The sequence below is a fragment of the Roseinatronobacter bogoriensis DSM 18756 genome (assembly GCF_004366635.1).
In the GTDB taxonomy this organism is placed as follows: domain Bacteria; phylum Pseudomonadota; class Alphaproteobacteria; order Rhodobacterales; family Rhodobacteraceae; genus Roseinatronobacter; species Roseinatronobacter bogoriensis.
In genome coordinates, this window is the sequence record NZ_SORN01000003.1 from 391,655 (window position 1) to 414,441 (window position 22,787).

General features: G+C 58.5%; 23 protein-coding genes and 1 pseudogene. 11 read left to right on the top strand and 13 right to left on the bottom strand.

All coding sequences use genetic code 11. The features are described 5' to 3' along the window. Positions 1 to 967: 967 nt before the first annotated feature. Positions 968 to 1,375, bottom strand: a complete 408-nt coding sequence (locus EV660_RS10035) for a hypothetical protein (protein ID WP_071479648.1) — start codon at positions 1,373 to 1,375, stop codon at positions 968 to 970. A gap of 44 nt (positions 1,376 to 1,419) precedes the next feature. After that, positions 1,420 to 2,028 carry a TetR/AcrR family transcriptional regulator gene (locus EV660_RS10040; RefSeq protein WP_071479647.1) on the bottom strand — a complete coding sequence of 203 codons (609 nt, stop codon included), beginning with the start codon at positions 2,026 to 2,028 and terminating at the stop codon, positions 1,420 to 1,422. Between the two features lie 76 nt (positions 2,029 to 2,104). Between EV660_RS10040 and EV660_RS10045 the strand changes: the two genes are divergently transcribed. Beyond that, the gene (locus EV660_RS10045; RefSeq protein ID WP_071479646.1) at positions 2,105 to 2,839 is read left to right on the top strand and encodes a glutathione S-transferase family protein; all 735 of its coding nucleotides are present in this window, start codon (positions 2,105 to 2,107) and stop codon (positions 2,837 to 2,839) included. 250 nt (positions 2,840 to 3,089) lie between these two features. Here EV660_RS10045 and EV660_RS10050 read toward each other — a convergent pair. Together EV660_RS10050 and EV660_RS10055 are read right to left on the bottom strand one after the other, a co-directional pair. Further along, positions 3,090 to 4,529: pseudogene (locus EV660_RS10050) on the bottom strand (IS1182 family transposase). Between the two features lie 149 nt (positions 4,530 to 4,678). Then, a complete protein-coding gene (locus EV660_RS10055) occupies positions 4,679 to 5,275 on the bottom strand; it encodes a hypothetical protein (protein WP_071479645.1) in 597 nt (198 codons plus the stop codon). A 91-nt stretch (positions 5,276 to 5,366) separates the two neighbouring features. Here EV660_RS10055 and EV660_RS10060 point away from each other — a divergent pair, with 91 nt between their 5' ends. Continuing rightward, on the top strand, positions 5,367 to 6,044 hold the full coding sequence (locus EV660_RS10060; protein WP_071479644.1) for a helix-turn-helix transcriptional regulator: 678 nt from the start codon (positions 5,367 to 5,369) through the stop codon (positions 6,042 to 6,044). A gap of 338 nt (positions 6,045 to 6,382) precedes the next feature. Here EV660_RS10060 and EV660_RS10065 read toward each other — a convergent pair whose 3' ends face one another. Further along, entirely contained in the window at positions 6,383 to 6,967 is a 585-nt protein-coding gene (locus EV660_RS10065) for a Spy/CpxP family protein refolding chaperone (RefSeq protein WP_071481872.1), read from the bottom strand. 72 nt (positions 6,968 to 7,039) lie between these two features. On the opposite strand from EV660_RS10065, the gene EV660_RS10070 reads away from it, so the two are divergent. Then, entirely contained in the window at positions 7,040 to 7,567 is a 528-nt protein-coding gene (locus EV660_RS10070; protein ID WP_157798897.1) for a Crp/Fnr family transcriptional regulator, read from the top strand. A gap of 77 nt (positions 7,568 to 7,644) precedes the next feature. Here EV660_RS10070 and EV660_RS10075 read toward each other — a convergent pair whose 3' ends face one another. From EV660_RS10075 to EV660_RS10085, 3 genes are all read right to left on the bottom strand, one after another. Continuing rightward, positions 7,645 to 8,370, bottom strand: coding sequence for a DUF4395 domain-containing protein (locus tag EV660_RS10075; protein WP_157798898.1), 726 nt, complete (start codon positions 8,368 to 8,370; stop codon positions 7,645 to 7,647). A 78-nt stretch (positions 8,371 to 8,448) separates the two neighbouring features. Beyond that, entirely contained in the window at positions 8,449 to 9,729 is a 1,281-nt protein-coding gene (locus EV660_RS10080) for an MFS transporter (RefSeq protein ID WP_071479641.1), read from the bottom strand. After that, complete coding sequence (locus EV660_RS10085; protein WP_071479640.1) at positions 9,726 to 10,568, bottom strand: sterol desaturase family protein; 843 nt, start codon at positions 10,566 to 10,568, stop codon at positions 9,726 to 9,728. Before EV660_RS10085 ends, EV660_RS10080 begins: the two co-directional genes overlap by 4 nt. A gap of 87 nt (positions 10,569 to 10,655) precedes the next feature. On the opposite strand from EV660_RS10085, the gene EV660_RS10090 reads away from it, so the two are divergent. The 3 genes from EV660_RS10090 to EV660_RS10100 all read left to right on the top strand — a co-directional run bounded on the left by EV660_RS10090 (position 10,656) and on the right by EV660_RS10100 (position 13,426). Next, the gene (locus EV660_RS10090; RefSeq protein WP_071479639.1) at positions 10,656 to 11,315 is read left to right on the top strand and encodes an ArsR/SmtB family transcription factor; all 660 of its coding nucleotides are present in this window, start codon (positions 10,656 to 10,658) and stop codon (positions 11,313 to 11,315) included. 779 nt (positions 11,316 to 12,094) lie between these two features. Continuing rightward, on the top strand, positions 12,095 to 12,457 hold the full coding sequence (locus tag EV660_RS10095; protein WP_134013976.1) for a hypothetical protein: 363 nt from the start codon (positions 12,095 to 12,097) through the stop codon (positions 12,455 to 12,457). Between the two features lie 498 nt (positions 12,458 to 12,955). After that, complete coding sequence (locus EV660_RS10100) at positions 12,956 to 13,426, top strand: GNAT family N-acetyltransferase (RefSeq protein ID WP_071479636.1); 471 nt, start codon at positions 12,956 to 12,958, stop codon at positions 13,424 to 13,426. A gap of 306 nt (positions 13,427 to 13,732) precedes the next feature. Here EV660_RS10100 and EV660_RS10105 read toward each other — a convergent pair whose 3' ends face one another. From EV660_RS10105 to EV660_RS10120, 4 genes are all read right to left on the bottom strand, one after another. Continuing rightward, complete coding sequence (locus EV660_RS10105) at positions 13,733 to 14,284, bottom strand: metallophosphoesterase (protein ID WP_232727364.1); 552 nt, start codon at positions 14,282 to 14,284, stop codon at positions 13,733 to 13,735. Between the two features lie 142 nt (positions 14,285 to 14,426). Further along, positions 14,427 to 14,936: a DUF6634 family protein gene (locus EV660_RS10110; RefSeq protein ID WP_071479635.1), complete on the bottom strand. Its 510-nt coding sequence runs from the start codon at positions 14,934 to 14,936 to the stop codon at positions 14,427 to 14,429. Beyond that, positions 14,920 to 17,016, bottom strand: a complete 2,097-nt coding sequence (locus EV660_RS10115; protein ID WP_168800310.1) for an AAA family ATPase — start codon at positions 17,014 to 17,016, stop codon at positions 14,920 to 14,922. The genes EV660_RS10110 and EV660_RS10115 overlap by 17 nt, the downstream gene beginning before the upstream one ends. A 472-nt stretch (positions 17,017 to 17,488) precedes the next feature. After that, positions 17,489 to 18,265 carry a hypothetical protein gene (locus EV660_RS10120; RefSeq protein WP_134013974.1) on the bottom strand — a complete coding sequence of 259 codons (777 nt, stop codon included), beginning with the start codon at positions 18,263 to 18,265 and terminating at the stop codon, positions 17,489 to 17,491. A gap of 50 nt (positions 18,266 to 18,315) precedes the next feature. On the opposite strand from EV660_RS10120, the gene EV660_RS10125 reads away from it, so the two are divergent. From EV660_RS10125 to EV660_RS10135, 3 genes are all read left to right on the top strand, one after another. Next, positions 18,316 to 18,582, top strand: a complete 267-nt coding sequence (locus tag EV660_RS10125; RefSeq protein WP_134013972.1) for a hypothetical protein — start codon at positions 18,316 to 18,318, stop codon at positions 18,580 to 18,582. A gap of 119 nt (positions 18,583 to 18,701) precedes the next feature. Further along, a complete protein-coding gene (locus EV660_RS10130; RefSeq protein ID WP_071481870.1) occupies positions 18,702 to 19,292 on the top strand; it encodes a DUF6932 family protein in 591 nt (196 codons plus the stop codon). Next, positions 19,285 to 20,241 (top strand): hypothetical protein, encoded by a 957-nt coding sequence (locus tag EV660_RS10135; RefSeq protein ID WP_071479631.1) that lies wholly within the window; start codon positions 19,285 to 19,287, stop codon positions 20,239 to 20,241. Before EV660_RS10130 ends, EV660_RS10135 begins: the two co-directional genes overlap by 8 nt. A gap of 69 nt (positions 20,242 to 20,310) precedes the next feature. Here the strand turns inward: EV660_RS10135 and EV660_RS18625 are convergent, their stop codons facing one another. After that, positions 20,311 to 20,814, bottom strand: coding sequence for a DUF6927 domain-containing protein (locus EV660_RS18625; RefSeq protein ID WP_071479630.1), 504 nt, complete (start codon positions 20,812 to 20,814; stop codon positions 20,311 to 20,313). 405 nt (positions 20,815 to 21,219) lie between these two features. On the opposite strand from EV660_RS18625, the gene dcm reads away from it, so the two are divergent. Then, positions 21,220 to 22,293: a DNA (cytosine-5-)-methyltransferase gene (dcm, locus tag EV660_RS10140; protein WP_269148150.1), complete on the top strand. Its 1,074-nt coding sequence runs from the start codon at positions 21,220 to 21,222 to the stop codon at positions 22,291 to 22,293. After that, complete coding sequence (locus tag EV660_RS10145) at positions 22,286 to 22,786, top strand: very short patch repair endonuclease (protein ID WP_198510657.1); 501 nt, start codon at positions 22,286 to 22,288, stop codon at positions 22,784 to 22,786. The genes dcm and EV660_RS10145 overlap by 8 nt, the downstream gene beginning before the upstream one ends. Position 22,787 lies beyond the last annotated feature (1 nt).

Sequence of the window (22,787 nt, forward strand, 5' to 3'; positions counted from 1 at the left end):
TCACATGCGGGGTGTTTGTGCAGAGTACCGGAACAGTTCTGGCAAGTGCTGCCTCGCGCAATCGAACTGGACTTGGTGGTCCATCTTGCGCGGCAACAAGCAGGAGCATACGTGCATCAGGTGGGACAGCTGGACATGCCGTCTTTCCTGTCGCGCGCTACAGGTCGGCGCAGAAAACCATTCTGCGCCGACTTGTCAGACCTGAAGCAGTATTTTCGGGGGGTGTTTGGCGGGCATTGAATTGCGCCCCGTTGGTAGGGCCGCTGGCATGGTGCCGACAAATCCCTTGGAAAAAGGGCGACACAAGACGGCGTCGGCGTTCGCAACTGCGCAAACAACACAAGCGCCAACTACAGCGCAATGTTTAGCGGCGTGATCCTGTTCATGGCCCGCGCAGCACTCCGCATTCGCCCCCATGGCGAGATGCGCAAGCTTCATGATATGTGTCGCTTCCCCGATAGAATGAGAAAGCGTATGAGCTTTTGAAGCCGAGACACTGACGAAGAGCAGAGCGAATATGAGCACAGGCAGAACAAGCCAGCGCATCGCGGACCATGTGGCACGCGGCAAGGCTGAATTTGTGTGTTCTTCGCTGCGTCGCATACCGCACCCTGGTTCCAGATGCCGAAGCTCTAGCAGCGCACCAGCGCATATGAATTGATATAAATCAATTTGTAACGTTTGGATGAGAAAATCAGGGGATCCTATTGGGCGAGAGGCGCCTCGCGGCGTCTTGCACGGGCGGCACTATCAAACATCTCCTGGCGACGGTCGATTAGCGCAATGGGCCGGGCACGATGATCCCGCAGTCGCCTTCGCAGGGAGCGGAAAGCAACTTGACAGTAGCTCAGCAGGGCAATTGCGGTATCAGCCCACAGCGGTCACTCACTCTAACTGAGACCATGCAGAGATTTCGCGCATTTGAGATCTTGACTGAAGCCTGCGGCGCTGTGGCGCCGCAGGTGCCTCAGTGCGCGGCAAGGACCTCGCTTTCGGCGAAGTAGAGATGGAGTTGATAGAGTGGTTCCTGGAAAGGGCCAGCGCCGTCAGGCTTGAACTCCATGTCGATTTGGGTGATCGGCGGGGTCTGCATCCCGGGGGTGATTCCGGTCCAGTCGGTGGCGGCAGCGAACTCACTGGCCAGGAACATGTATTCTACGCAGACGACCCGTCCGTCAATCACGCAGTAAATCGGTCCCAGCGGCAGATTCGCCGGTTCGGCCCAATGCGCGCCCATCTGCGGCACATGCGGGCTGATCGCAACCGCCGCCGGCGCGATGTCGGAAAGCAAGGGCAAATGCGAAAGCCCATCCGCGGCTGCTGTCGTGGCAAGGGGCAGGCAGGCGACGACAAGGGCAACACTTTTCAGTTTCATTGGTCTTTCCTCCTCTGGGCTGGTTAAAAGGGTCTGCATTTGTGTCATTGCGCCTCGGGCCCCGCACTTGCCGCCAGGAGTCCCGCCAACCGGTCGGCCAGCAACTCGGGTGCATGGCGTAGCGGATCGCCGATCGCCTCGGTAAGCGCGACCATCATCACATGCCCCAGCGCCGCCATGTGCAGGGCGACTGCCGTTTCCCGCGCTGTTGGCCCGTCACCAAGTGCGGCGGCGATGGCGGCATACATCTCGCTGGTCACTGGATGCACCTGTGTCACCAATTCGGCGGCAGTGCGCTTAGCGCTGGCGGTCGCCCCGATCTGCGGCGAGAGATACATCAAACGGAACCGCGCCAAGTCCGCGAGGTGAAAGTTGATTACCGCGCGCACCACGGCGCGCACGGCCTGAGAAGGGCCGGAGGCTCCAACTGCGGCGTTGATGGCCACCTGCGCCTCACCGCGCAGGCCAGGCAGCGCCAGTTCGCTCAACAGCGCCACCTTTGACGGAAACCAGTAGATCACGGCTTGCTTCGTGACCCCAAGCCGTGCTGCGACAGCATCGAAGGTTACTGCCTCCAGCCCGCCGACAGCCATCAGGGCCGCGGCGACTTCGAGGATCCGGTTTCGAGTGTCGCTGGGTCTGGTGTCGGGCATGGTAAACCTATTGCTCACTTACCAAAGGTAAGTTATACTATTTTTCATCGGGAAGCAAGTTGGTATGAGGCCTGACATGGAACCGCTCCGCGTCTATACTTTCGCGCCAGCATGGGGCCTGCCTACCTCCGGTCCTTTCGCGCTGAAACTTCTGGCCTGGCTCGATCATCACAGCATTCCATATCAACAGAAGATCGAGAATCGCCCGGATCGCGGCCCGCTGGGCAAGAGTCCATGGATCGAGCAGGGCACTCTGCGCATGGGCGACAGTGATGCGATCATGCGCCATCTGGCGGCGCAGCGGGGCCTGCCTGACCCGTCCAGATGCGACACCTCCGCGCAGGCCGCCAATCTCGGTCTGCGCATCGCCTTCGAGGAGCGCTTTCACCAGATTGTGGAATGGGAGCTTTTCGTAAACCCCGAGGGTCGGCGCGAGATGCGCGCAATAATCCGCACCCTGACGCCCCCGCTGATCGGCCCGATTGTCTTCGCCCAGATGGCCCGCCACTTCGGCCGCCAGCTGCGGGCCCGTGGCATCGGTCGGCTGGCGCCCGCGCAGATCACCGACGAAGGATGTCGCCTGCTCGATGCATTGATGTTGCGTCTCGAAGCCGGCGGTGGTTGGCTCGATGAAGGCGGTCCGGGCCTGACGGATTTTGCGGTGTGGGGCCAGGTGGCACCGATGCTGTGCTGGCCAATGCGTACACCTGTAGCCGACCACGCTAAGTCATTACCGATCCTTCGCGCTTTTCACGACAAGATCAATTCCCTGCGTGAGGTCCAGCCATCAGCCATAGCTGCTGCGGGATGACCTTTCGCTCGACGCATTCAAGCCCATGCACATCCTGCCGGTTCGGTGTAGTTGTGCATCTGCATGCCACTGAGTTGACTGGCTGCTTTGGGCCTAGGCTGTGTGGAAACTCCTGCGCCACGAGGTTCCTGCGGCATGGAGTGTTCACGTAGCTGGTTCAGGCGCGATCTGGTTCTGGGAACCTGCCACGGGCGCAGAAATCGCGCCGATGAGGGCCGCTTGAGCGGATTTGGGGGCGGTTTTCACCTTGTCAGGCGGGGATGGCCGACATCAGCCGCTTGATCCCGACCAGGGTGACCATGCGTTTGATATTATAGGCCAGCACGTTCAACGCCATTTCGGTGCGCACATTTTTCATGCGGCGCATCAGGAAATGGGTGCTGCCCATCCAAGCCTTGATCGTCTCGAACGGATGCTCGACCGTGCTGCGGCGCAGGGTCATCGGATCATCGGCGCTGCGCAGGCGGTCGCGCATCTCATCCACCAGATGCTCGTATTCCCACCGGGTGACCCGGCGCTCCGTGCCCGTGGTGCAGCGTGATTTCACGGGGCAGCTCCCGCATTCACTGGTCCAGTAACGCTTGACCAGAAGCCCGTCTTCCTCGCGCGTGTAGCGGTAGGTCAGCGCGTCGCCTGTCGGGCAGATATAGACGTCGCGTTCGGGGTCATATTTGAAGTCCGCCTTCACATACATGCCCTTCTTGCGATTTCCGGAGGTCTCGGGGCGCGGCATGGTCACTGTGATGCCAGCCTTGTCGCAGGCGACAATCTCGACGCCGCTGTAATAGCCCTTGTCGGCCAGGGCATGCAGATCTTCGCGCCCGAGCGCCTCCTTGGCCGCAAGCGCCATCGGGCTGAGCTGGTCACGGTCGAAGCCCTTGTTGGTGACGTCATGCGTGACGATGATATGGGTCTCGGTATCCACGGCGCATTGCGCATTGTAACCCACAAGCCCGCTGTTGCGCGCGCTGGTGGCCATGGCGCGAGCATCGGGATCGGTCAGGGAAATCTGGCCATCCGGTGCATCGGCCAGCGCCTCGTCCATCGCCTAGAGCTTCGCGATTTCCTGCTTGAGCCGCCCATATCGCTGCGCCAGATGCGCGACCTTCTCGGCCCGCGCTTCGCCTGTTTCCTGCCGGTCGATGCGCACCATCTCGGTGATGTAGCGGTCGACATCAGCCTCCAGATGCGCAAGACGGCTGGCGATCTTGCCCTTGGTGAAGTTCTTGTCGCGGTTATTGACGGCCTTGAACTTGCTCCCGTCGATGGCCACGCAGTCACCCTTCAACGCACCGATCCGACGGCACAGCTCCACGAACTGCGCGCAGGTCTTGCGGATGGCCCCACCGTTATCCCGCCGGAAATCCGCGATCGTCTTATGGTCCGGCACCAACCGCCCGAGCAGCCACATCACCTCAACATTGCGCCCCGCCTCGCGCTCCAGCCTGCGGCTGGACGGGATCCGGTTCAGATAACCATAGATGAACAGCTTCAGAAGAATGGCCGGATGGTATCCCGGTCGCCCCGTCCGCGCATGCGCCGAGCGCGTGAATCCAAGGCTTACCAGATCAAGCTGATCAACAAACAGATCCACCACCCGGACCAAGTGATCCTCGTCGATCCAGTCCTCAAGGCGATCCGGAAACAGCGCCACCTGGTCCCGATCAACCCCTTCAATAAAACCTGACATAAATGCACTCCCGTATCACAGGAAGCATACCACATCTGGGTGTTTTCACACAGCCTCGGCCGGGTGTGTCGACTGTCGCCTTGGGCAGGTGAAGGGAGCCATGATTCTCTCCATGGCGGGGGGGCGCAACACCCCCGCCCGCTCGCAGGTCAGGCGACCGAACCGAATTCCATGCTCACCGGTTCGATCAAGGCAAGGAATGCATCACAGTCCGAATTGCCGCTCCAGCTTGCGCAGATGGACTGCGCAGTTGTCTCGGTTTCGGCGAAGGCAATATCTATCCAAGACCCGTCCGGTAAGCGCAGTAGTCGCTGGCCGCGCCAGCCAGGTTGCCGCGACAGATGGTTTTCAATCATTTGCGCATGGGCGGCCCTGAGCGCCTCTTCGGTCACACCTTGACGAAGACGAAATCGGCCCAACTCCACTCCATCGCCCGCTTGCATCATGGGTAAACCCCCGGTCGGAAGCGTGAAATGCCTCATGGCTCCAAACTCGGCAATAGTCGCCCGAAACGGCTCGAACGCGCCGGCGGTACCAACCACTTTCGCGGCTTCTTCAGCAGCTTCCCGGCTGGTCCAAGCCACCACGTCAGCACGTTCTTTGTGATCCTGACCATCGCTAAGCGGAAGCCAGCCTGCGAAACCCGGCAGCTCCAGCGCTCGTTTCGCGGCAACCTCGCGTTGATGATCAGCTTCGCGCGTCGAGTTGACCTTGTAGGTGACGATTTCGAGGCAGGGTTGTGGCATCACAGAAGCTCCTTTTCAATTGCCTTCGGTTCCGGTCATATGCGTCATCCCTGACAGAACATGTCAGGGGCGTGCTATACAGAGCTTCACCATGAAATCGCTTCGTTTGTTCTCCCTTCTGGACCATCTTCGCGCGGCACGACGGCCCGTTTCGGCCTCGACATTGGCGCAACGGTTGGGGGTCTCCACGCGCACGATCTATCGCGACATTGCCAGTCTGCAAGGCATTGGCGCACCAATTCGGGGCGAATCCGGCCTCGGTTATCAACTTGAAAAAGGCTATTTCCTGCCGCCGCTTCAATTTGATGTCGACGAAATGGAGGCAATCATGCTCGGCCTGCGTCTGCTCACGGCGCGGCGTGGTGGCGGGTTCCACGATGCAGTCGAACGGGTCACTGGCAAGGTCGCAGCAGCGTTGGGAGCCGAGGGTGGCGAGAGGTTTCAAGGCCTGACCCTTCTGGCCGTATCGCGGCAGCGTGAAGCGGACCATCTTGCCGAACCTTGGGGCGGGATTGTGCGTGTTGCGATCCGCGAGCGGACGATCATGAAGCTCACCTATCGCAGCCTGGACGGGCGCGAAAGCCAGCGGCACGTTCATCCTCTGGGATTAACGCTATTCGATGATGTCTGGCTTTTGACGGCCTGGTGCGAGAGCGTAAATGACTTCCGTAATTTCCGACTGGACCGCATAACATCCATCGAGAACACCGGTAAGAAGTTTCATCCCCGGCAGGGCCAGCTATTCAAGGATTACCTCGCAACGCTGTAAGGGCTGGAACGACCGCAATGACCGAATCGGCGACACTCGACAGCACAAAATGCTGCGCAATGCACGAGTGGCCGGTTTGATGAAGCTGAAATGCAGCATGCTACCGAAGACGAATGGCAGCTTCGGGCCGGTCACGCCGATCCTGTCGTCACCTTCGCATCGGGCGGGGAGCCAACGGTGTACTTGCAGCATGTAAATGCGACGATTGAGAGACATGGCCACTCGCGAAGCGCGTCCGAGGTCTTGCGAAGCGCGGGGGGCAAAAGCTGCTTCAAGCTGCGAAGCGACTCATCCGCGAATGATTGACGATCTTTCCAGACTGCGCCCTGAGAGGGTACTCAGTCGTCACACCCATTGTGCCTGCGCCACATTGCAGGGTCATGTCCCTCAGGAACCGCGTCGCACGGACTGCCAGCACCATAGCCGCGCAATTCATTGTAACGTGCAATCTGCCCTTCTGTCAGAAGCGGCGGGGTTTCCAGATGACGCACCAGATGGATGAAGCGCAACTCGGCGCGTGCAGCGGCAGACGCGTCGATCAGGGCGCGCAAGTCTTCTGATCCCAGATCACCGGCACGAAACGCAGCTTCGATTGCGGCCTCGGCCTCGATGAACCGGTCTCCCGCTGCCTGCGCTTCGCGCTGCATCGCGTCGAATATCGCCTCGATTGCCGCAACCTGTTCGCTGTTCAATCCGATCTGGTCTTTCAATTCCAGCAGATGTGCAGGGCCGGGCACACCGTTCAATTCAGCGGACAAGGCCAGTCCCCAACCCGCACCGCGGCGCAGGTCGTCAAGATCCGTGTCCGACAGCGTTTTGATCTCGCGGCTCTCAAGTCCGGCATAGGCGGAATGCGCCGCATGATCCTGTGCGGACAGGGCGACTGGCCAGAGCAGCGCTGTCATCAAGATGATCCGTTTCATCTGTGGAATCCTTTGGTCTGGGTCTTTCTGCCCGTATTGCATGCGACAGGCAGCATTCATATGATAGCGATCATGTCAGCCTTGCTTGAAACCCTTTTTTCGGATGCCCGAATTCTGACACTGGAGAGAGGTCAGGCCCTGTTTCATGCGGGTGAGGCCGTGCGCGACATGTATCTTGTGCGCGCGGGGCAGGTGCAGCTTTTGCGCCATACAACGCGCGGGATATGCCTTGTGCTGCAAAACGCCACGGCCGGCATGGTTCTGGCCGAAGCGTCTGCCTATTCCAACGCCTATCATTGTGATGCCGTCGCAACGCAGCCAAGCGCTGTTTCTGCTATGCCGAGGCAGGCATTTCGTGCGGCACTTGAGCGTGACGCGGCGCTTGCGCAGCTTTGGGCCACGCACCTGGCCCAGAGCGTTCAGGCCGCACGGTTTCGGGCTGAAATTCGCACATTGCCCAAAGTTGCCGACCGGTTGGACGCCTGGCTGGCCGAAGGCAACAGCCTGCCCGAGAGAGGCCGGTGGCAGGATGTCGCCGCTGAACTTGGTGTGTCACGCGAAGCGCTTTATCGTGAACTGTCCCGCCGCCGCAGCGCGTAATGCTATGGGCCGGATAGAGGGGCATCGTTCTTGCTGAAGCCCCCCCTCTGTGGGGCGGGTCGGCCGTCGGTGTTGTGTCAGCCGCACCCGTTATGCAGCTTCCACATCTCTTCATGCCCGATAGCGACAGCAAAAGCCGGCGGCGTGCAGTCGCGCTCGCCAGAAGCGAGATCAACACTTCCCGGCATGCGCGGCGCGGGCAAGTCGGCCAGTTGCGGAACGGCAAGCGCGATGATCAACCCCACGGCGGCGACTGCGCCAAGCTGGGTCATGCCGATCTGCTGGATGGGTTCGCGGCTGCGGATCTCGCAGACACCACCGGGGCAATGCTGCGCCTGACCCGGCCATATGGCGTTATAGATCTTGCAGCCCACGCAAATGCCGAAGGCCGTTTCAAAAAACAGCAGGATGACACAGGTCAGACAACCCAGTATGGCGACCGGCCCAGCCTGATTCAGGCCAATCACCCAGATCGACATGATCATCGCGATCCCCAGCCCCAGCGCCCATGCGAAGCGCTTTTGCGGCGCACCCGTATATTCGGGCACCTGCCCGCGCACCATGAACCGGCCCAGCACAAGGCTGGGCGCATAACGCGGACTGATCAGAACCCGCAGCGCGAAATCCAGCCCGAAGGCGAGGATCGCAATGCGTGTCAATGTGAAATCGCCCGTCAGAAATGTGGTCATGAAGGCAATCAGGCCGAAGAACAGCAAGATCCCCGCACCGGCGCGGGCCTCGCGTTCGTTCAATACCTTTACAGAATAGTCGGGGTGGGTTTCGCCAAATCCAAGCAGGGTCATATGCATATTGTCCAATGAGGAAGGGTTCAGATATTCAAACGTCCGAATATCACCTTTCCGTCGCGGTGGGCAGAGTATTTATGCGGGGTTCAGGCGCGGATGGGTTTCTTCGCCCCAAAAGAACAGCAGCGCGCCAGAGGCGAACATGGATAGCGCAACGAACCAGAAAGACGCATCCAGCACGCCGGTCAGATAGGCTGCCAGCCCAAGGCCAAGCGCGCCAATGCCATAGCCAAGATCGCGCCAGAAACGGTAGATCCCGATGGCAGAGCCGCGCCATGCAGGTGGTGTGATATCAGCCACACTCGCGCCAAGATTGGGATAGAGCAGCGCCATCCCGAACCCTGCAACCCCTGCCGCAAGCGACCACCACAGCGCCCCGTCCCCCAGCGGGATCAGCGCCACGCCTGCGCCGCAAATCCACATGCCCAGCACATTCGGCCAGAATCGGCCCACATGATCGGACAAGCGCCCTGTGAACAGTTGCGATCCGGCCCAGACAAAGCCGTATATCCCCACAATCCAGCCCATTTCCGTCAGGCTCGCCCCTTGTGCCAGCAGGAAGACCGGTAGGATGACCCAGACCAGCGCATCAACGAATTTCTCGACCAGCCCCGCCTGTGACAGCGCTGCCAACCGCTTGTCGCGCCAGGACATCAGGACGAAAACCTGGCGCGTGCTGGGATGCTCGACCACATTCTGCGGATAGCGCGGCAGGAATTTCGGGGCGTTCAGCTTGTGGGCGGCGGTTTCGGCCTGCGCCCAGGGTAGCGTGTCCTCGACCCAGACCACCGTCAGCACCAAGGCCGTGACGACCACCACCAGCCCGAACACCAAAAGCCCCAGCCGCGCGCCCAAAGCTTCCGCCGCGTAGGCCGTGATCACCCCAGCGAGTGCCACCCCCACATAACCCGAAAACTCATTCAGCCCCATTGTCAGCCCGCGCTGATCCGCGCGCGTGATGTCCAGCTTCGCGGTTTGCGTCATCGACCAGCACAGCCCTTGATTGATGCCCAGAAGCACCGTGGCCGCGACAATCCAGCCCCAGTTGGGCGCGGCCCAGATCATCACCGGAATGGGCAGCGCGATGATCCAGCCCATAAGCAACACCTGCTTGCGCCCAATCCGTTCCGACAAGCGCCCGGCGACGAAGTTCATCACCGCCTTGACCACGCCAAAGGCCACCACGAAGGCACTCAGCAGCAGGAACGATCCTTGCGCCACACCGAATTCGCTTTCGGCCAATGCTGGGATCACGGTGCGCGTCATGCCAATGGCAAAGCCCACCAGCAGCACCTGGATCAGCTGGTGCGAGAATTGGGTGAGGTTCTCGCGGATACCCAAGACAAGCGCGGTCATTCCGTATCTTTCTTGCTGTCCAACGCGCCGCCGCTAGCTGGGCCGCGCAGGGGCTGGATCAGCATCCGGTCCAGCCACAGATCGCGCGGTGTACGGAACTGCTCGATCCCGATGGTCATGCCATCATGCCCTGCTTTGGGTTGCGCACGATACGTGCCCAGCAACCTGTCCCACCATGGCAGGTTGAAGCCGAAATTGCTGTTTGTCTCGACCGGCACGACCGAATGATGCACGCGGTGCATATCAGGGGTCACAATGATCCAACGCAGCACGCGGTCCACCCCCTTGGGCAGGCGAATATTGGCATGGTTGAACATCGCGGTCGCATTCAGGATCACCTCAAAGATCAGAACCGCGACAGCGGGCGCACCAAGGGCCGCAACCACTGCCAGCTTAATGACCATCGACAGCAGGATTTCGATAGGATGGAACCGCAGGCCGGTGGTGACATCAAATTCCAGATCGGCATGATGCATCCGGTGCAGCCGCCACAGGGCAGGCACGGCATGAAACATGACATGCGACAGGTAGATCACCAGATCGAGCACGATGATTGAGACCAGCACCATCAGCCAGAACGGCAGATCAAACAGCGTGAGAAGCCCCCAGCCACGGTCCTCGGCCATCAGCGCAAGTCCTACAGCAAGAATGGGAAAACTGAGCCGCAGGATGATCGTGTCCAGCACCACAAGACCCAGATTGTTCGTCCAGCGGATCACGCGCGGGATCTCCTGCCGCCTGCATGGGGCAGCCAGCTCCCACAGCGCCATGCCAACAAGCACCGACAGAAACACGGACAGCCGGAGCATGGGTTCTTGCGCGAGGAGTGTTTCAACCATGGGCCGGGCACCGTTTGCTTGCGTTTGCTGCGAATATCGCTATCATTCAATAAACCGCTTGAATGATATAAGTTCAGGAGCCGCGCAATGTCAATCAGTCCCAAAGCCGCCCTTCTTGAAGAATACGCACTTGTCGCGCGTGCCGTCTCCGCCCCTGCGCGGCTGATGCTGCTGGAGCAGCTTGCCCAAGGCCCGCGTGGCGTTGAAGGCTTGGCCGACAAGACCGGCCTGACGATCGCCAATACATCCCAGCATTTGCAGACCTTGCGCCGTGCAGGGCTGGTCACGAGCAACCGTGACGGCAAGGCCGTGATCTACAGCCTGAATGATGAGAGAACGCTTGCGCTGATGGACCTTCTGCGGCTGCTTGCTGAACGCAACCTAGCGCAGGTCGAGAAAATTCTGCGTGGGTTGTCTGGTGGCGCCGATGCTACCGAACCCGTCAGCCGCGATGATCTGGCCGCACGCATCGCTGAAGGCTCGGTCACGATCCTTGATATGCGCCCCCCAGATGAGTTTGATCTGGCCCACATCCCCGGCGCGATGAATGTCACTTTACAGAATTTGGAGCGGCTCCTGCCGGACCTTGACCCCGATGCTGACATTGTCGCCTATTGCCGTGGTCCCTATTGCATATACGCCCATCAGGCTGTCGCAGCTCTGCGTAAGCGAGGTTTGAAGGCACGACGGCTTGAAGGCGGATTACCAGAATGGCGGGCTGATGGGCGAGAGGTCGCGACTGCGTGACCCGCGTTCATCGCACCACCCATGTCGACGGCAAGCCGGGTAAGCACCTGCAAGTTCAGGTCGCTATGATAGTTGATGCTGCGCGCGGCCTGAATGTCCGGTTCGGGGGCGGGCGCGTAGGGAGCTGTGAGGCCGCTTTGGGCCGAGCACGATGCTGCAACAGCGAAGAGGCCTTTCATGCTGCGGCTTCCCTGAATGTCGCTGATGGGCTCCAAGCAGTCATAGGGTATCTTGTGTCAGTTTCCGAACACTAGCCTTCGCTGTCGCGCAAAGAGTGGACCACCGTGATACGCGACGTGACATTGACGATGGTGCTGGACAATCAACCCCATAAAACATACATCAATCATTGACATGATGCTTGAATGCATCTCGGGCCCAAGACGTACTTTGAAGCCTTAAAGGTCATCTAGATTATCTCAGAGCCGCACGGTCCGGTGAAGCTGGACCATGGGATTCGGACCCCAAGAAATCTAGAAGACCGCCATCAAGTCCAACGGCTGATAACATGGTGTCCGCTCTAGGTTTCACTTCATTTGGGAACCGATCCAGAGCAGAAAAGATGGGCTATGTCACAATTTCAGAGCTTTTTTGCCCGGTTGCAGATGGGCCAGGCCACAGCCCGTACACTGCATCAGCGCGCAGGTACTCATCCGAACGATATTATCGCCTCTCTCCATCACAGAGGGTGCGATGCTCTGCGAAAAATTGAAGCGCGCCACGCCACGGCGCGGCCTACCAACCACCTTCGACATATGACGAAAGAACAGGAGACATCCATGGGAAATACACTCGACAACAAAAAACGACGCGACACGCAGGCGCGTCGAGACCGAATAAGGGAACGTCTGCTCCGTGGCCCGATAGAGACCATGGAAGCCCTGGAGCTAATCGGACCGGCATTTTACGACAACTACAGGATCGCCAAAATATTCCGGGCCTCCCTGAGGGAAGGGGAGGAGCTCTATATCGAAAAATTAGCGCCGAAGAGGCGCCTCTACGGCCTTGACCCCGAAAAGCTCCGGGACATGGCCGAGGCAATCCTAGAATACGTCGAACGACAAAGTAGGTTACGAAAGGATAGAGAGCACGCAGCCACTCGTCCAGCTTCGACCAGCGTTGCCGCCCGGACACGTTCTTGACCGCGGTCGCCACGGCCCGCTTCTAACCGGCATGTTCCGACTTCTCCGGCGACGATCTCGCCGCCCTTCGCCACTGCGCCACTTCAGATCCTTTAGCACAGTAGCCATTCTGGCGTTTGCTGGGACCATGGCGCTGAACAGTTGCGATGTCCCAACATCTGTCACAACGGCGCCCGGATCTTCAGCCTTGCCAGCGGATATCGACTTTTCAGGGCGCGAGACGCGCATTGTTGACGGCGATACCTTCTGGATCAGCGGTCAGGATGTGCGCATCCGTGTCTGGGGTCGTGATGCGCCTTCCGAGCGATTAAAGGGGATGTCGTGGGGTGATACATGTCTGCCCGGATGGCCTACAGGCTTTCCCTGGCTGGTTGGTTTCCGGTTCAGCGCCGCCGAAGCTGACGTTGGTGCATTGCGCAGCATCATGACTGCGTTGTGTCGGCGATGCGGGACAGAGCGGTCATTCACACTGGCCTGCCAACCGATTAAACCGCAGGCATGAAAATACGCAATTTCAAACCCGATGACGCCGCGTCGCTTGCCTCGATCTTTCATGAGGCTGTTCGTGCCGTGGGCAGAAAAGATTACGGTAAAGCTCAGGTAGAAGTGTGGAGCCCTCAGCCAGTCCCGGCCGACAAATTTCTCGCCCGTGTGTCCGATGGTCGATTTGTTTTCGTCGCTGTGAACGAAAATGATAAACCAATTGCTTTCATAGAGTTAGAAGAAAACGGTCATATTGACTGCTTCTACTGCCACCCCGATGCCGCCGGAACCGGTGTTGGGACGGCGCTTTTTGAGCAGCTCGAAAGCGCTGCGTTGGCAGCGGGGTTGTCCCGTCTTTATGTAGAGGCCAGTGAAGCGGCTCGCCGCTTTTTTCTTGGCAAGGGGTTCAGTCTCATCAAGCGACGGGATTTTGAGCGGAACAACGTCCAAATACACAATTACCTGATGGAAAAGAACTTCCGCTGAGGGCTCCTTTCGACGACCCCGACAACCAGGAATCCCCCTCTTTGACCTGTCTTCCCCTTATGATGACCTTGGAAACCATACCCTCCGTGATCCTACCCATCTGACCCCTATGCCCCGGGCCTCTTCAGCCCGGGGATGTTGCAAGGGCCCCGGGAGCGGTATCCGGGAAAAGTAAAATAAGGACCACCAAATCGAACCCATATTTTACTTTATTCCGGGCCTCGCGGGGTACCCCTGCCGGTTTGAACACCCCCTCGCCCTCAGTCTGGCCGGAAGCCTCCGAACGGGGATCCGGGTCCGGGATACTCAGATATCGGTCCGGGGTTCGACTTTTGACCACAACGGATTGACGGGAAGTGTCGAGGCCCTTTTCAGGATTTCCGGGAGGGTTACGGGCCGATAATTCCACACATCGACCCCAACATTCAGCGAGTTCCGACTCCCCCTCCAATTTGAATGGACATGCCCAAAAAGCTGGATCGCCCCCCGCCGTGCGCCAGGCCAAGTGAGCATCGGGTAGTGACACATGCTGACCCGGGTTCCCTGATCCGTGATCTCGACCAAGTCATGTACGGACGTCCAGACGTTCAAAGCTTTGATCCAATGCTTATCGTGGTTCCCACAGATCAAATGCTTCCGCCCCGGAATCTCATGGAGCATCGAAGTCAGATGGCCGGCCTGATCGATGTGGACGACGGCGACATCGCCCAGGATCCACAAATCGTCATCCGGGCCGACGGTTGATCGATAGTTGTTCAGGATTACTCGGTTCATCTCCGCGATCGACCGGAAGGGCCTCGCACAGTATTTCAGGATGTTCTGGTGAAAGAAGTGTGGATCGGCTGTATAGAAATGCATGATATTCCATCGGGTTAATGTCGTTCGAGATTGTTCGGGGTGGTCGGTTCGCGCCCGCATATCCGCGCTTCGATTCGGGGCTGGCGGGAGGTGGTCAGATAATCAAGTTCCATGAGCGTTCCCTTTTGTGATGGCGTTCCGATCAGTCGATTTGCACCATCTGTGCATCGCGACTGATCACCCCGGTCGCATGCATCCGTTCCAGGATGGTTGGGTCGTATTCGGTAAGCCGATAGAAGCGGCTCCAGGTCCGGGCCCATTGAAGCCCCGGGCCAATCCGGAAAACCGTCGAGGTGACAACAGGTGATCCCCAGTCAAGCTGTGGGTGCCCGGTGACATATCCGGTCAACTGACAGTACGCAGAGGCAGGTCGCCGGACGAGCGACCAGCGACACAGTTCCGGCGCCGTCTCCAGATCATCCATGGTCGGGAGGGTGGCATCCAGGCCGCGGATATACCCCCGGAAACTGTCAAAGCTCTGGCCTTCCGGGCTGACGACATGGTGGCGCCTGAACTCCGGATACATCCGTCTGAACACCGGGGGTAACGTCGCGGTGACTTCGGCGTCTCCGGCCTCATCAGACAAGCTGAGTTGGTCGAGGGTCGCGACCCAGCTTCGCATCGGGCGGTGGGGGTCAAAAGGGGTGTGCATCGGGGGTTTCCTTCAAGAAAGACGGATCAACCGGGCTGGTTTCACAGCCCTCATATTGCGTGTGGTCTGGGCCCCGCGGGATGTCCGACAGCAATGCGGAAATCGCCGCTGCATCCAGGTCCCGCTTCTCCATCAAATTCAGGGCGATCCGCTCGATGTCAGGTCTCCGCTCCGCCAGAAGCCGCCGCGCGCGGGCTTCGGCCTCGGACAGCCGGGCCTCGACCCGGGACTGAATGTCGCGCGGGAGCAGATAGAGCGGCGTTTCCGGGTCGATCCAGCCGAGGGACGTCCCGAACCCATAGCTGGTCTCAGCGGCGATGGCGGTCCGGGTCGCGAAGGCGAGATCACTTTCCGGACCGCTACCGGCGCCGTGGCTGATCACATCGAAGACGAGACTCTCCGCGATCCGCCCGGCTAAATGATGAACAATCATACCGCTGACGGTCCCGGGGAGCCGACATGTCGGGTACGGTCGGATTACACGTCCGTCGTTTCCGGTAACGATGGCACGGCTGGCCGACGGAAGCTGCAGAAGATGACCTGCGAGCAGGTGGCCGGCTTCATGCACGGCGATCCGCCAGATCAATCCGGGGTCCACTGGGGGGCGGATCGCGCCTGCGGCGGCCCGCAGATGCCCGAACGAAAACGGCATGCGCTCTGCGCGCGCGCGCGTCCGCGCATCTCGGATCATCGCTGCGATCTCCGCCCCGGACGACCCCAGAAGTTGATCACAAAGCCTGTCGATTTCCGCCGGCTCAAACGTCAATCCAGAAAGCGGGTCTTCCAGCATCGATCGAATTCCGGACCGGTCCGGCCGCCCAACGTGGATATGCCGGTCAAAGCGCCCGGGACGAATGACCGCGGGATCGACACGGTCCGGATAGTTCGTGGCTGCGAGCAGGATCACCCCGCGCGTTGCGGACAACCGGTCGAGCTGTGTGAGAAGCCCGTTCACGACGCCCAGGATATACCCGTCTTTCGACCCGGTCCGACCTTGACGATTATGAAACGAGTCGACTTCATCAATAAAGAAGACAGATGGCGCGGTCGCGATGGCGGTTTCAACCGCCGCGTTCAAGGCCTTCAGCATGTCCCCTTGATGACCATGACGTTGACAGTCTGAATATGAGGTCTTCACGAAGTTGATCCCTGCTGACCCGGCCAGACCCTGCGCCATCAGGCTTTTCCCGGTACCGGGCGGACCCAAGAGCAGAAAGGATTTCGTCACTTCTGACCAATTCACCGCCCCGGACTGATAACTCCGCAGATCCTCAACAGCCTGCCGGAGCGCCCCGACCGCCCCGGGTTGCCCGTGAACGTCGTCGAGCGTGACCCGCGTGTGGGTTTTCTGGGAAGCTGCGCGATCAAGACGTTCGATCGCCGCCTCGGGACCTTCAGCTGCGAAAATGCTCGACAACGCGACATCGGACAACTGGGCAATCCGGGCATCCGGCTGCTGCAATTCGACAGATGTCTGGTCGAAGTGGAACGCCATGACAGCCTCCAGCATCCGCCGCGACAGGGGAGGAAGTCGGAGGCTCGGTTGCATCGCAACGCGAAGATCGTCCGGGATCATGTCATCTGATGCCATCGCAGCAATGACTGGATTGCCCTGCAGAATGTCTGACCTGATGCTTCCAAGAACACCTGTTCCGGTCCGCTTGCGTGTCACGTCATCATCGACACGGATCGCAGGATCGGGCAAAGCCGGGTCACGACCGATCATTTGCGGGAGGACGGTCCTGATATCGGTCCGGTCGTTTTCAATCGGTGCGACAATGACTTGAAGACAGCCGCGAGGCGGGCGAAATGAGGTCAAGCCCGCATTGGCCCGCATGGAATGAAGCCGCAACATCAGCAGCGCATCCAGCAGATCGCGGGGTGGATTACGCGTCTCCGACGGTTTCTGCGTGATTGGTTCGTCGTCTTCAAGCTCGTCATCAACCACAAAAAGATCAGTGGTTCCTGTGGAGCGGAGACCCTCGAGGTACTTCAGGACGTCTTCCAGTCCCGGGGTTGTCGGCCCGGTCGGGCCGAAATCAGGTGTGGTGGTCGGTGTTTGTGCGGGTTTACGTGTCATGGGGGATATCCTTTCGAAAAGCGAAAGGGCACCGGGCATGGCGTATGCCATGAGCTGATCTGTCATTTTCTGAAAAAGGTGGCCATGCGGCCGCAACGATCACGGTGCCCAGGTCTGGGTCAGGCGTGGACGGATATCCGTATCGAGTTGCGGCGAGTGGTCATGGTCGATTCGTTCCTTTGCGTGGGGTCAACATACGCCCGGCCTCATGGCGAGTCCAGCCCCTAACCACATGAAAAACTGTGGTTTTATTCGCGTACATTTCTCGCAAGCGACTGAAACGTGACTACCCTCTGAAAAGATTAAGGTTATCCTGGGTTGAGGTGAGTTTTTCGCAAACGCGATGTGACCACCCCTGAGTTGAAGGGCTTCGCCTATGTGGTGATGTCCAGAGTACACGACATTTCTCCGGGTCCGGGCCGAAATGTCGTGTATTTTCGACACAGACGACGCCGGGATCGCCCCCGGAGCCCTATTTCACCACCCGCAGGCGTGGCGGTTTCTGGTCGAGTTCAAGGTACCGCTTCCAGAGCGGCGTCACCGTATAAATACGGTCGCCGATTTTCCGGCCATCCGGCATGTCCTCGCGTAACAGGCCGGTCCAGACGAGGGGCTTGAGCACGCCGGAATACAATCCGCCGACTTTTGGGTCATACAGAAGCGTCGGATCCACGGGCCCGTAGAACGCCTCGGTAAGGGCGCGCCCGGTGATCCCGCCCTGGGCCTCGATATCGATCACGTTCAACCAGATATCCCATCCGCCCATCAAACGGTGATACTGACGCTCACTCCGGAATTCATGGGCCTCGAACAACACGGCCTGGGTCACGGCGTCGAAAGCCCGGAACCGCCCGGAAAACAGCTCCTTCCCGGCCTTCGTCATGCGCAGGTGACCCAGATATGTGCGCGCCAGCCGCATATCCCGGAGGAGCTGATGCATTCGCCAGAGCGGCTCGAAATGATGTTCATCTGCGATACGGATCTTCCCGAAGCCGTGGTAGATTTCCTGCGCGGTCCAGTCCGGGAAGTTGATCGCGGTGATGGCCTCGGCCACCATGACACGCCGGAATGCCCCGGATTTCGTCAGGGGAATGCCCTTGGGGTTCTGGTCGAACTGGTCTTTCAGGAACGTCAGGATCCTCTGGACCGGGGAGCTGTCCAGGATCGGGTCATCATCGGAAAGGGTGCGGAAGCCATACATGGGCGCAGGATAGCCCTTGAATATCCTGACGGAAAGGGCGTCGGTCAATTGACATGGCGTCGATATGTGGCGACGATATAGCCCCAAAGGGGGGCGTGGTGACTGAAATCCGGGAATTCCAGTTTGACGTGATGATCCGGCTCCCTCAAGGTTGCCCGGATATCTGGGATGTCTTGGATCGGCTTTTTCAGGCGGGGTGTGACGATGCGGTCGTCGGCCTCGGGACCCCCGGAGCACTCGGGCTGTCGTTTATCCGGGAGGGGACGGACCGGGAAGCGGTGATCGCCGGAGCGGTGAGGGATGCCTTGTCGGGGTTGCCTGAGGCGGCCGTGGTGGACGGGGTGACATTTAGTGTATCTGGATGAAGGGTGAGGATTGTGGTGGCCAAACTCACCACGGGCTGAAACCGGGCGTGGAGATAACCTTGGGCATCAGCTCATTATCACAGATAGGGTGTTTCTTGGAGGAAAGTACGAGTTTTTACATGCCCATACCTGATTTTGCAGCCAACGGAGCGTTGCCGCCGTTCATTTCTGGCGACCCAACCATTCCGAACGCACGTTCGCCTTTTCAGGCCACAATGCATGAGGTCGTTAATCGCTTCTGCACCTCGCGTGAACGCGCAAAACTACTGAAAGGCCTTAATGAATACAGGAAGCATTTGCATTCGGGCGGCTTCGTTTCAGGCTCTCAATGGATCGATGGAAGTTTTGTAGAGAACGTCGAGCTCCTTAGGAAGAGAAGCCCAAGCGACATTGACGTGGTGACGCTCTTCAACAGGCCTTTAAAATATCAAACCCAACCAAAGAGTTGGGAACCAGACTACACGAACCATATTCACAGAACTTTCTTCGATACCGTGAATATGAAACCTACATATTATTGCGATACTTACGCGGTTGACCTTGATGCTGGGTCACGCTCGTTGGTCAGAAACACAACGTACTGGTTCGGGCTCTTCAGCGACATGCGCGGCTCAAGTTCAAAGAAGGGTATTCTTGAAATTCCTTTGTCGGTGGACCCTATGGAGTTTGCAGCTATCAACCAAGCGATAGGGGCGAAGTTCAATGTCTGACCTGCAAAGAATTTCCGATCTAGAAAATCAGAAGGCTGAGTTGGAAGCTCTTATTAACGAGGCCGAGGCAGACGGAGACGTAGTCGGTCGTATAAACTTCTCGACGCGTTTAGAAGTTGTTACCGCAGAGCTTAATCTTCTTAGGGAACGCGACGCCCAAGTCGCTGAGGTTTCAATCCTCTTCGATGGTGCCCCTGTGGACGGATCGCGTACTATCGACGCTAGGTTCGCCGCTCAGGCACTCGCCTACTTTCAAGGTATCGTCACTCGCCTTTTCGCGTCGAACTTGCGTGGCGAACTTGCTCAACGGGGTAAAATTAAAGGGGCTGATCTTGCAGCCCTTAACATTCGCGGCGTAGCCACCGGATCCTTTGGCTTTCTTCTTGAAGAAAAGGATGCAGACCAAACGAGCTCGATAAAAACGCCTATCAGAGAATCTCTTGAGAAGGCCACTGCGCTATTTGAGGAGTTTACGCAAGAAAATGAAGACGAATTCCTTATCGACGTTGACGAAATTAATCCAAGAGTTTTTACAGCTCTGGCGAAGTTTTTCCGCCACCTTGAGAAAAACGATGCAACGCTAAAGGCCAACCTTCCGGATCGCCAATACAACTTTGACCGAGCGGGTATTGAGCGTGCTTTTAGAAGAATATCTGAGACGAACGTCAAGATCGAACCCGTTACATGGACGGGCACGCTTGTAGGGCTATCGCCAATCAAGAGAACTTTCGATTTCAAACGTGATGGTGCCGAAGAAATAATATCTGGTAAATTCAGCCACCAGGTGAGCCAAGACTACCTAGAAAGGATCGAGAAGAAAGAGGGTATAACACTTGGCGATCGCTTTCACGCAAAAATTGAGATTGGTACAATCAGAAAACCCGATGGTACTATAAGCGTAAGTTACACAGTTACGGATTTGGAGCAGGAACCGCCTCAGTTTCCTTGATTTTTTCGACTTGTTCCGCCCCGCTCGGGCCGACGGCCATCTACCGCTGCGTGGACCCGTTAAGTCGTCTCAGGTGTCTGCATCCACAGTAGTGTCTGCAACCGTTGTTTCCAGCTCAACTACCTCTGACATCACAACCCACTCCCGCTTCCGAAACCCCGAAATCCTGCAGGTCATCCCCGTCTCAATGCACTGAAAGACCGTTCTGGATCGGGTATATCCCGGGGGTTTCTCGAGGATCATCTTGAAGTGCCTTCGTGCCCGGCCGTCATTGAACTCCAAGGCATGGCCGAGCCTGATCACATCGCCGTCCGAGAGCTTCCGGGAGCGTCGGGCGGAGTTTTCGATGCACGTTCGGCGCCATCTATTCGCCGACACCGACGATGTGGGGCTCAGCTGGTCGATCAAGGATTTCGGCGCCCGGGCGAACTCGGGCCCTGCCGTTTCTTCATCCAGGCGATATCCCCATCCCCCATGATCCTGTTGGGTCTGGAAGACTGCGCTGAAGACGACCCTGCCGTTGTCATCGGGGCGGTAGTCTTCCGGGGGCTCTGCACCGCTCCGGAGGGTCATTTCGACAGCGGCGGTCCAGATGTTTCCATCCCGTCTGACACGAAGAGGCCGGGTTGATCGTGTGTCGCCTCAAACGTGCAGAGATGCTCGATCTCCGCCCTTATGTTTCCCGGGATGCGATTAGTGAATAGGCAGCCCATCACTTCCGCCTACTCCGGCAGTTGAAAGCTATGTCAACCGCCGGCTCGGCCATCCGGATTCGACTGTCGCAATGATCTTGAATACCCAAAGGTGGGTTTCTCCCGTCACGTAGGTTGTCCACAGAAAACATCCGGATTTTGTCATTATACGGACAGCTGGACCTGGACTTTTTCACGGAACCTCAAGACTATGGTATTTAACTTCGCAGGGTGGCGATGTGCCACAAGTTGCGATATCGTACACTTGATTCAACAGGATATAGTCATGGACCAGACCGCCAGCCCCTTCAAGTTCATTGACCTTTTCGCAGGGATCGGCGGTTTGCGGCGAGGGTTCGACGTAATCGGTGGTGAATGCGTGTTCACCTGCGAGATGAACAAGTTTTCGCAGGAGACCTACAGGGCCAATTTTGGCGAGGAGCATGAAATCGCCGGAGACATCACGCTTGTTGATGCCGCCGACATCCCCGCACATGATCTTCTTCTTGCCGGGTTTCCGTGTCAGCCATTTTCGCTTGCGGGCGTCAGCAAGAAGAATTCGCTTGGCCGGGCTCATGGGTTTGCCGATGAAACCCAAGGCACCCTGTTCTTCGATGTTGTCCGGATCTTGCGCCATCACAAACCCCGGGCGTTCCTGCTGGAGAACGTTAAGAACCTGTTGAGCCATGACAAGGGGAACACGATGCGTGTCATCCTGCACGCCCTTGATGAGCTTGGGTATGAGGTGGATTTCCGGGTCATCGACGCCCGCAGCTGGGTGCCGCAGCATCGGGAGCGTATTTTCATTGCCGGGTTCCGCCGCGATCATAAGACGACGTTCTCTTTCAACGACGTGATCATTCCGGATGGGCCAAATCCAACCTTGGCCAGTATTCTGCATCCTGAGAATGGGTCGGAGGCGGCTGATGAACGCTACACTGTGGGTAAGAAGGCCAAGGTTCACGAACGCTATACCTTGACTGATGGACTCTGGTCCTACCTTCAGCGCTACGCGGCAAAGCACAAGGCGGCTGGGAATGGTTTCGGTTTTGGCCTTGTGACGCCGGACAAGGTCGCCAGAACGCTCAGTGCCCGTTACCACAAAGACGGATCCGAGATCCTTGTGGCGCAACGCGGCAAGAACCCGCGGAGGCTGACCCCGCGGGAATGTGCGAGGCTCATGGGTTTTGACCGTCCCGGCACCAATGACCCCTGGAAAATTCCTGTCAGTGACACGCAAGCGTATCGACAGTTCGGCAATGCCGTAGCCGCACCGGTTTCGGTCGCGATCGCGGAGGCGATGTCGCCTTGGCTGACCAACATGGTTGCCCTTCGGTCCAGAAGGGAACGCCTTGGCTGAACAACGGAGGCCGCTATCGCGATCCGAGATTATGGCTCGCATCCGTTCGACGGATACAAAGCCTGAAATGATCCTGCGACGGGGGCTTCATGCGGCTGGCTTCAGATACAGGCTGCATGTGTCGGGTCTTCCCGGAAGACCCGACATCGTCCTGCCCAAATTCCGCAGTGTCATTTTCGTGCATGGATGCTTCTGGCATGGGCATGCGGACTGCAAGAATTTCCGGATTCCGAAAACCAGACCGGAATTCTGGATTTCAAAAATCAAAGCCAACCGTGACCGGGATGATCGTGCCATGACCGCCATTCATGATGCGGGCTGGCGTTCGCTCGTGGTCTGGGAGTGCGCGACAAGGTCGATTTGTGTGGACAACCTTGTCCGGATCATCGCCGCATGGTTGCAAGGGGCTGAAACAAGTGCAGAATTGGGGACGAACGGCCTCGCCTGTCCGGGGGAATTCAAACCCCGCATCGTGGGAAAGCAGGAAGTATGAA

Coding starts and splice junctions, on each gene's coding strand:
- EV660_RS10040 (WP_071479647.1), bottom strand. CDS start 2,028: ATGCCCGACACCAGACCCAGCGACACTCGAAACCGGATCCTCGAAGTC.
- EV660_RS10105 (WP_232727364.1), bottom strand. CDS start 14,284: ATGCATTTCTATACAGCCGATCCACACTTCTTTCACCAGAACATCCTG.
- dcm (WP_269148150.1), top strand. CDS start 21,220: ATGGACCAGACCGCCAGCCCCTTCAAGTTCATTGACCTTTTCGCAGGG.
- EV660_RS10085 (WP_071479640.1), bottom strand. CDS start 10,568: ATGGTTGAAACACTCCTCGCGCAAGAACCCATGCTCCGGCTGTCCGTG.
- EV660_RS10130 (WP_071481870.1), top strand. CDS start 18,702: ATGCCCATACCTGATTTTGCAGCCAACGGAGCGTTGCCGCCGTTCATT.
- EV660_RS10065 (WP_071481872.1), bottom strand. CDS start 6,967: ATGAAACGGATCATCTTGATGACAGCGCTGCTCTGGCCAGTCGCCCTG.
- EV660_RS10035 (WP_071479648.1), bottom strand. CDS start 1,375: ATGAAACTGAAAAGTGTTGCCCTTGTCGTCGCCTGCCTGCCCCTTGCC.
- EV660_RS10090 (WP_071479639.1), top strand. CDS start 10,656: ATGTCAATCAGTCCCAAAGCCGCCCTTCTTGAAGAATACGCACTTGTC.
- EV660_RS10060 (WP_071479644.1), top strand. CDS start 5,367: ATGAAATCGCTTCGTTTGTTCTCCCTTCTGGACCATCTTCGCGCGGCA.
- EV660_RS10095 (WP_134013976.1), top strand. CDS start 12,095: ATGGGAAATACACTCGACAACAAAAAACGACGCGACACGCAGGCGCGT.
- EV660_RS10055 (WP_071479645.1), bottom strand. CDS start 5,275: ATGCCACAACCCTGCCTCGAAATCGTCACCTACAAGGTCAACTCGACG.
- EV660_RS10115 (WP_168800310.1), bottom strand. CDS start 17,016: ATGACACGTAAACCCGCACAAACACCGACCACCACACCTGATTTCGGC.
- EV660_RS10110 (WP_071479635.1), bottom strand. CDS start 14,936: ATGCACACCCCTTTTGACCCCCACCGCCCGATGCGAAGCTGGGTCGCG.
- EV660_RS10135 (WP_071479631.1), top strand. CDS start 19,285: ATGTCTGACCTGCAAAGAATTTCCGATCTAGAAAATCAGAAGGCTGAG.
- EV660_RS10045 (WP_071479646.1), top strand. CDS start 2,105: ATGGAACCGCTCCGCGTCTATACTTTCGCGCCAGCATGGGGCCTGCCT.
- EV660_RS10100 (WP_071479636.1), top strand. CDS start 12,956: ATGAAAATACGCAATTTCAAACCCGATGACGCCGCGTCGCTTGCCTCG.
- EV660_RS10070 (WP_157798897.1), top strand. CDS start 7,040: ATGTCAGCCTTGCTTGAAACCCTTTTTTCGGATGCCCGAATTCTGACA.
- EV660_RS10080 (WP_071479641.1), bottom strand. CDS start 9,729: ATGACCGCGCTTGTCTTGGGTATCCGCGAGAACCTCACCCAATTCTCG.
- EV660_RS18625 (WP_071479630.1), bottom strand. CDS start 20,814: ATGACCCTCCGGAGCGGTGCAGAGCCCCCGGAAGACTACCGCCCCGAT.
- EV660_RS10075 (WP_157798898.1), bottom strand. CDS start 8,370: ATGACCCTGCTTGGATTTGGCGAAACCCACCCCGACTATTCTGTAAAG.